The 6,940-nt window shown below is 61.1% G+C and carries 4 protein-coding genes, 2 pseudogenes and 1 other annotated feature; of the genes and pseudogenes, 2 read left to right on the top strand and 4 right to left on the bottom strand.

Features of this window, described 5'->3' with window-relative positions; genetic code table 11:
• The coding region (locus tag ACTOWL_RS25730; protein ID WP_441324138.1) for a hypothetical protein at window positions 1–187 on the bottom strand (187 nt) is incomplete at its 3' end.
• A 1,249-nt stretch (window positions 188–1,436) separates the two neighbouring features.
• Window positions 1,437–2,420: a calcium-binding protein gene (locus ACTOWL_RS25725; protein ID WP_441324137.1), complete on the bottom strand. Its 984-nt coding sequence runs from the start codon at window positions 2,418–2,420 to the stop codon at window positions 1,437–1,439.
• 552 nt (window positions 2,421–2,972) lie between these two features.
• Here ACTOWL_RS25725 and ACTOWL_RS25720 point away from each other — a divergent pair.
• Window positions 2,973–3,194: pseudogene (locus ACTOWL_RS25720) on the top strand (IS3 family transposase); the annotation flags it as partial.
• Window positions 3,052–3,167, top strand: a sequence feature (AL1L pseudoknot). (Overlaps the previous pseudogene by 116 nt.)
• A gap of 49 nt (window positions 3,195–3,243) precedes the next feature.
• A pseudogene (locus ACTOWL_RS25715) lies at window positions 3,244–3,701 on the top strand (integrase core domain-containing protein); the annotation flags it as partial.
• 531 nt (window positions 3,702–4,232) lie between these two features.
• On the opposite strand, the gene ACTOWL_RS25710 reads toward ACTOWL_RS25715, so the two are convergent.
• Window positions 4,233–4,877 (bottom strand): DUF5825 family protein, encoded by a 645-nt coding sequence (locus tag ACTOWL_RS25710; RefSeq protein ID WP_441324136.1) that lies wholly within the window; start codon window positions 4,875–4,877, stop codon window positions 4,233–4,235.
• Window positions 4,878–4,880: 3 nt separating this feature from the next.
• A complete protein-coding gene (locus tag ACTOWL_RS25705) occupies window positions 4,881–6,806 on the bottom strand; it encodes a RiPP maturation radical SAM C-methyltransferase (RefSeq protein WP_441324135.1) in 1,926 nt (641 codons plus the stop codon).
• Window positions 6,807–6,940 lie beyond the last annotated feature (134 nt).

Genomic DNA, 6,940 nt, shown 5'->3' with positions numbered 1-6,940 from the left:
GGAACACCAGCGTCTCGACATGGGCGCTGCCCAGCACCCGGTCGAACAGCTGGTACGAATAGAGCGGCGACACCATCACCAGGAGGTTGAGGACGAAGCTGAATCCCGCCGCCACCAGGAACCAGGGTCTGACCGACCTCAAGGCCCGGCGGGCGGCGCTCGGCGGTGTCGATTCGGTCTTCGCCATGTCTGACTTACTCTCCCCGAAGCCGATCAGCATGATCGACGTCACCAACACACATCCTAAAGCCGGCGCCATTCACAACCCGCTCTGCCTCCAATTGAGGCAAACGGAAGACGGCGCATGGCAATACCCAAAGAGCCTACTCACAAGCGATTCTCCTACCTTGCCGCAAGTCAATATCAGATTTCGTAAAATGCAAAACCTCATAACAATTTAGTGAAAATCAAATCCAACTGCAACAAAAAATCAACAACCGCAAAAATTATTTAGTTCCATAATCGAAATACAATATAGTATTCATGAAATTTATAGGAATTTGTTTCCGGATCTGAGAACCACACCAAAGTGCTTCATCATCGGAGAGGGGAGTCATCGGCTCGTCCGCGTGGCCGATATCGGCCACGCAATGGACAAGATGGGAGCTCGGGATTGCGCGTCCGTGGTTTCACATGCGCCGTTTCGGACTGCCCCTGGACACGCCGAAAACCGCCCCGCCCGATCGCCATCTCAAGAGTCAGAGATCATCGGCGGTGAGCGTGATCGAGCCGGTGAGCACCATCTCGATATCGGCTTGGCCATCGCCCGTTGATGTCGCCCTGCGCCGGCGCGTCGCCATCTCTGTGCTCGTAGCGCGGTTGTCCGGCCGCATCGATGACGAAACCTGCAGTGCCGACAAACGCACCCTCGGTCACCGGACGTCGTCTCGTCGGTGTTGATCAAGATCATCTCGATCGGGTCGAGCTCGGGAAAACAGGGCGGCAGCAGAAAGATCTGGACGCCGGTGGCGACGGTAGTGGTTCGGACGTCCTGGGTCTTATAGGCTGCCAGGATCCGGACCGCCGGTGGCCCGGTGTCCGCCGGAGCTGATCGAGGAAGATCGGCTCGCCCTCGAACTGGATCGTCGACTCGCGAGACCGGGTGGTGAAGCTCAGCACGCCGGCGAGGAGCGTTGGTCGGCCACGTCCTTCGTCCGACGGAGACCGACGAGCCCTTCATCGAGCTCTTTGCCACCTCACCCTCCCGGGCGCGGCACTGGAGCGGCGCTGCAGATCCGGGATCTTTGCGACGACGGCGAGATTCCGCGCCTGCGCTGTAGCACTTCGCGCCACAGTGCGTACGGGATGACGATCCGTTCATCGACGCTGGTATGGAGGCCCGTCGCGGCGACGCCACCAAGAGCAGGCACCACAGCATCGGCCCGACGACGCGGGAAGAGGTCGGGGGGCCGGCGGCGGCCGGCCCCAACTCGAGCTCAGAGCACGAAGTCGCGCCCAGTCAGTGCGATCTGACCTTCGAGCGCGATCTCGAAATCCGCCTGGCCGTCACCATCGGTGTCGCCCTGCACCAGCGTGTCGCCGTCTCTCCACTCGTAGCGCAGTTGTCCGGCCGCGCCGATGATGAAGGTCTCGGTACCAACGAAGGTAAACCACTGATCGCCAGACGCCGCCTCGTCGGCATCGATCGCAGACAGGTCGATCTTGTCGCCCTGCACCTGACTGAAGTCCTGGATCAGATCGCTGTTCTCCTGAGCGCTGTCGTCCGTTGTCGCGTAGGCGAAGCAATCCGCTCCGCCACCGCCCCGAAGGACATCCTTGCCCTGACCACCGGTCAGCCGGTTCGCATCACCGTTGCCGACGAGCGTGTCGCCCTGATCCGAACCGACGACATTCTCGATCTGATCATAGTGGTCTTCCTCAGCCGTGCCGTGGTGACCCTGGCCCGTCGAAAGATCCACGATCACGCCCTCGGCGCTGTCGCCGTAGCAGACGGTATCGATGCCGGCGCCCCCATTGAGGTTCTCCCCATCGATGACCGCCCCGCCAGTACCGCCCCAGAGGATGTCGTTGCCATCCTCACCGTAGAGATTGTCGCTGCCAGCGCCTCCATAGAGAACATCATTGCCCGCGCCGCCGAGGAGCACATCGGCCCCGTCGAGACCAGAGAGGACATCGTTGCCCGCCCCACCTTCGAGCCAATTCTCGCCCTCGTCGCCTTCGCGGTTCTCGCCCTCGGAGGCATCGCCTCGAGCCGTTCCCTGCAGACCTTCAACGGCACTAACGATCACCTCATGGTCTTCGCCTCTGGCCAAATCTTGACGGACCTCCGCGATATCGACCGAGGAAGCGCTGCCGGCGGCGGAGTCAACATGCCCGAGCCGGCTCCATAGATCGTCGTCGCCCAAGCCGTAGAGAACATGCGCCGAGTCCGCAGCCAATCTTTGCTTGCTCATGATCATTCCTATCTTGGTTCTTCTGAGACAGCCGCTGATGTATGCCGCCAGCCACAAGGCTAAGGCTATAATCATCTCACCCCGGCTATCGGCATGATCTATATATCTTGACCATTAAATCAACAAAAAACAGAATATTACTTAAACGAACTTAATATATAAAAAGTAATTATGGAATATAAATTTCAACCTCCTGTAATTATTCGATGCTGATTTCCGGAATACTATCAGTTTTTGGAGACCATAGGGGATTGAATGAACCCGCTGGCGCGGGATGTGAGAAGCGGTGACGGCGGAGGTCTCCTGAACCGCCCCGGGTTTCCCGGAGACTCCGACTCTTAGAGACCGTCTGTAAATGCTACTGGCGCGGCCGTCTGACGGCGGTTTCTCCGCTTCCGGTGCTCACGGACCCAAACGTCCGCTGCGCTCCGGGTCTCGAAACCACCGCCAGCCGACTCACGCCAGCGCATTTCCAAACGGTCTCTTAGGAGAATGGAGACCGAAGATATTCTCCCAGGAAGTGAAGGAACGGGCGGTGCGGATAGCGAGCGAGCACCCGAATGGGAACGGCTGCGCAAGCTCGAGCGCGGGAGGAGCGGCAGTTGCGCCAAGCCAACGAGATCCGGCGCAAGGCATCAGCGTATTTTGCCCAGGCGGAACTCGCCGCCGCTTCAAGTCGTGACGGCGTTCATCGACCAGTATCGAGCCGCCTACGGGGTCGAGCCGATCTGCAAGGCACTGCCGATCGCCCCGTCGACGTACCGGATCCATGCGGCCCGAAGCGCCGATCGCGTGCAGCCGCCGGCCGGGGCTCGAGATGGCCATGGCCCGCCACAGCGACTGCGGCCTGGAATACGTCTCGATCCGCTGCACCGAGCGCTTGGCCAGTCGAGCCGTCCATTGGTCACGTCGGCAAAAGCGACGACAATGCACGCGTCGAGGCCATCATCGGCCTGTTCAAGGCCGAGTTGATCTGACGGCGAGGCCTTTGGCGTAACGCCGAGGCGGTCGAACTGGCCATCCTCGAATGGGTCTACTGGCTCAACCACCGTCGCCCACTCAAGCCGATCGGAAACATTCCTTACGGCCGAGGCCGAAGCGCGCAGCTATGCTCAACGTGAGGTACTCGCTCTGGGGGCGCAGGCAAAACCGCCCCCGGGAAACCCGGGGGCGATTCAGTTGGGACGCCGCAGCCTATGCCGAGGAGTGCTCCGTCACCGGCTTCAACGCTTTACCGGAATCCTGCGCTTCGTGGCGCCCTCCATCTTCGCCTGGAGAGCGCCATGACGCTGTCTGTAGCATTATTCACAGTCACACGAATAAAGATTAGGGCACTCTAAAGGATCGCATTGCTCGTCAGCACGAGCCTGACCAAACACAGCCACACTCCCCATGCTGACCACGAGGGCGATAGCAAGCACGGTGCGGCGGACAGATATTGGAATATTCAGCATTACTTTCTCCATTGACTGAGAAATTTATAAATACATGTTCACAATACTAAAGTCAAACTTGATGCCAAAAATATTGAATTACTTTAGATGGATCTTAATATTACTTCAATTCATTGAATAACTCTATGCAGACGTCACCGTCTGCGATCGCGATTGACAGGAAATTATTCCTTGGATTGGTAAGACTGATTGTGCCGCCAAGTCACTCGCTAGATTTGGAGGCAGCCTCGCGCCATAATCGTCATCGGCGACGTGATCCGGCAGATCAAGAGATGCTCTGGTGCCAGCGCCCCCGCCGGCACGAGCCGGCTCCACCCAGTGGCCCAAGGGCGCTGCGCGGGCCAACTCCAAGCACGGAGACCCTTCAGCTCGCGGCTCCGAACTGGACTGGCCAGTATTTCATGCGGTGCGGCAGCGCGACGGACCATCCCTTCGCTGACAAAAGCAGCCGTTCATCGTCAAGCGCCGCCTTCGCCTTCGGGTCGATCCGCTCGAGATCGGCTTCCCGACAGACGTCGACCGCCGCGAGAAACACCTGGTGGGAGCCGTGATCGTTCAAGACGTAGTGGTCCTCGAAGCGACCGAACCGGCTGTCGCGGACGATCACGAAGTCCGTACCCTTCCGCCAATAGCAGCGTCCGTGGCAGAAGTCGCGGCGCCAGTCGAAGAGCTGTTCCTCCGGCAGATCTCCCGCCGAGGGCGGCGCCAGATGGCGCAGCGCTGGCACCAGATCGGGACGCAGTCCCCGGATCGTCCAGTCGACATCGATGCCGCAGGCGGCCAGATCGCGGATCGCTCTGAGCCAACACAGCCCGGCCCGGGCGGACCTTTCATTGGCGAGGCCGAGATCGACCGGATCACGGATCGAGACGCGCCTCATGCCCGCCCTCGCCAGCGCTTCGATCCGCCCGAGATCGGCGAACATCTCGTCCGCCCCCGGATCGGACACGGAGATCTCGGAGCGCCCGTGCAGTCGCAGGCTGTTGCTCGCCGTTGTCACCTGCTGCATCCCTCAAGATGCCGCCGCGGCCGCGAGCACGGCCGGCGTCGAACCAAGCCGGATCCGCTCGAAGCCCGGATGCGAAGGCTTCTGGGCCTCGCGGAGAATGCTGATCTGAGTGCAGCTGAGGGTCAGAGCGACGTACAGGCCGTCGTCAGCGAACAGCAACCCGTTCGCCGACAGCCACGCCAGGGCGTCCTCCACAGAGGACGGGACCGCCTCCGGAAATTCCCGTCGCGCATGGACCAACAGCGCGTTCGCGGTCGTCGGTCGCCGCAGCATCCGGTAGACCGCCGCGACAAGCGGATCATCGATCATGTAGGTGCGGTCCCCCCATCCGATCCGCCGGTCGGTGATGACGATGCCGTCTTCAGTCTCCGCATGCGTGAGAACACTTCCTGCCGCATAGCCCTGCCGCCAGTCCGTCAAGCCCTTGGCCAGGGCGGCCAATACCTTATCGGACACGCCACGGGGCGCGCTGTCGAAGAGATAGACCATGTCCGCCAATTCGGTCTCCGGCAGCGCGAAGATGTGGTTGAAGAACGCTGCCGGCCGCTTCTCGGGGAAGCCGAGATCAGGGCGATTGAAATACGGGCTGAACCGCTCGATCGCGATGCGGTTGACGGATGCGGGCGGCTGAAGGTGAACGAGGGCCGGCATCTGCGCCAGCGTCCCCGCATAGTCCGCCTCCGTCTCACCCGGGAAACCGACCAGGATGTTCCAGGAGGTGGTCATGCCGAATTCGGCGAAATCCCGAAGCACCCGCACGTTCTGCGGGGCCGTGACTCCCTTGTCCATGATGCGCAGAACCTTGCTGGACAGGCTCTCGATCCCGGGCTGGATATGCCACACCCCCGCGTCGCGCAGCAGCTCGATCTGATCGTAGCGCAGGTTCGATTTGACCTCGTAGTGAAGCTTCAAATCCCGATCGCGACGGCCGAGTTCCGGCAGCAGATCCTTGAAATATTCCATCGGGATGATATTGTCGGCCATGATGATGTCCAGCACCCCATGACGGGTGGTGAGTTGGTCGATCTCCTCGAGGACGCGCTCGGCCTTCTTGCTTCGGAATGCCATCCCCGAGCCGTTCAAGCCACAGAAGGTGCAGTGGTGCTTCTGCCCCCACCAGCACCCTCTGGCGGATTCCAAGACGATGTTGGGCTGAATGAAGCGCGCTAACGGTGACGAGAGGCACTGCTGGAAATAGTCGTCAAAGACAGGGGTGGGGACCTCATCCATCGAGGCAAGCGACGCGACCGGATTGGCCCGCGTCCTCGCACCTTGCCGCCAGCACAGTCCCGGGACGTCAGCCACCGCACGATGACCGTCGAGGAAGGCGAGAAAGGCTTCAAACGCAGCTTCGCCTTCGCCGCGGACGACATAGTCGATGAAGGGATAGTTTCGGTGGAGCGTCTCGCCCTGAACACCATCGCAGTTTCCGCCGCCCATGATGATGATGGTCTGCGGCGACAACGCCTTGAGCCGCCTGGCGAGCGCTAGGCAGGGCACGCTTTGCATGAAAGTGTTGGTCAGCCCGACCACGTCCGGCCGGCTGTCCGCGATCTCCTGCGCCAGCGCCTCGACGAATTCGCGGGACAGCCGGTGTGCCTGAAGAGCCAGATCGAATGTGCCGGGCGAATTCGACAGGACCTCGCGGTACCCCTCCACGCACCACTCGTCGGCGTCATAGAGCGCCGGGGTGAAAACCCATTCCCCCACGCCCTGAAAGAACAGATCCTCGCCGAGCAGCTTGTAGGTGTCCGGCGACAGCGCGCCACCGGACTTCCGCATCATGAATTCGACCCAGCGGAGATTGGCATAGCGGGTGCCGACATCGGCCGTCGGCAGAGCCCGCCGGGCGACGGCCGTGAGAATACCCATGCCCAAGGAGGGATAATGAATGGAGTTCCAGGGCATGACGACGAACTGGATCCGCACGGCCTTCACCCACCGATTTCGAATGCGAAAAGGACCTGAGCCCCCTCAGATCGAGCGAGCACCCAAGCGCGCCGAGGGCACGGTCGACGCGAACTCGGGATCCGCCCCCGCCGAAAGCCGAGTATCGGCCCTTT

It is taken from the genome of Inquilinus sp. CA228 (assembly GCF_052078665.1).
Taxonomy (GTDB): Bacteria; Pseudomonadota; Alphaproteobacteria; order DSM-16000; family Inquilinaceae; genus Inquilinus.
Note: the sequence above shows the minus strand (reverse complement) of the source record. Positions and strands in the feature narration are given on the sequence as shown.

Bases quoted from the DNA above. Each gene is read 5' to 3' on its own strand.
- ACTOWL_RS25725 (WP_441324137.1), bottom strand. From the start codon at position 2,420: ATGATCATGAGCAAGCAAAGATTGGCTGCGGACTCGGCGCATGTTCTC.
- ACTOWL_RS25710 (WP_441324136.1), bottom strand. From the start codon at position 4,877: ATGCAGCAGGTGACAACGGCGAGCAACAGCCTGCGACTGCACGGGCGC.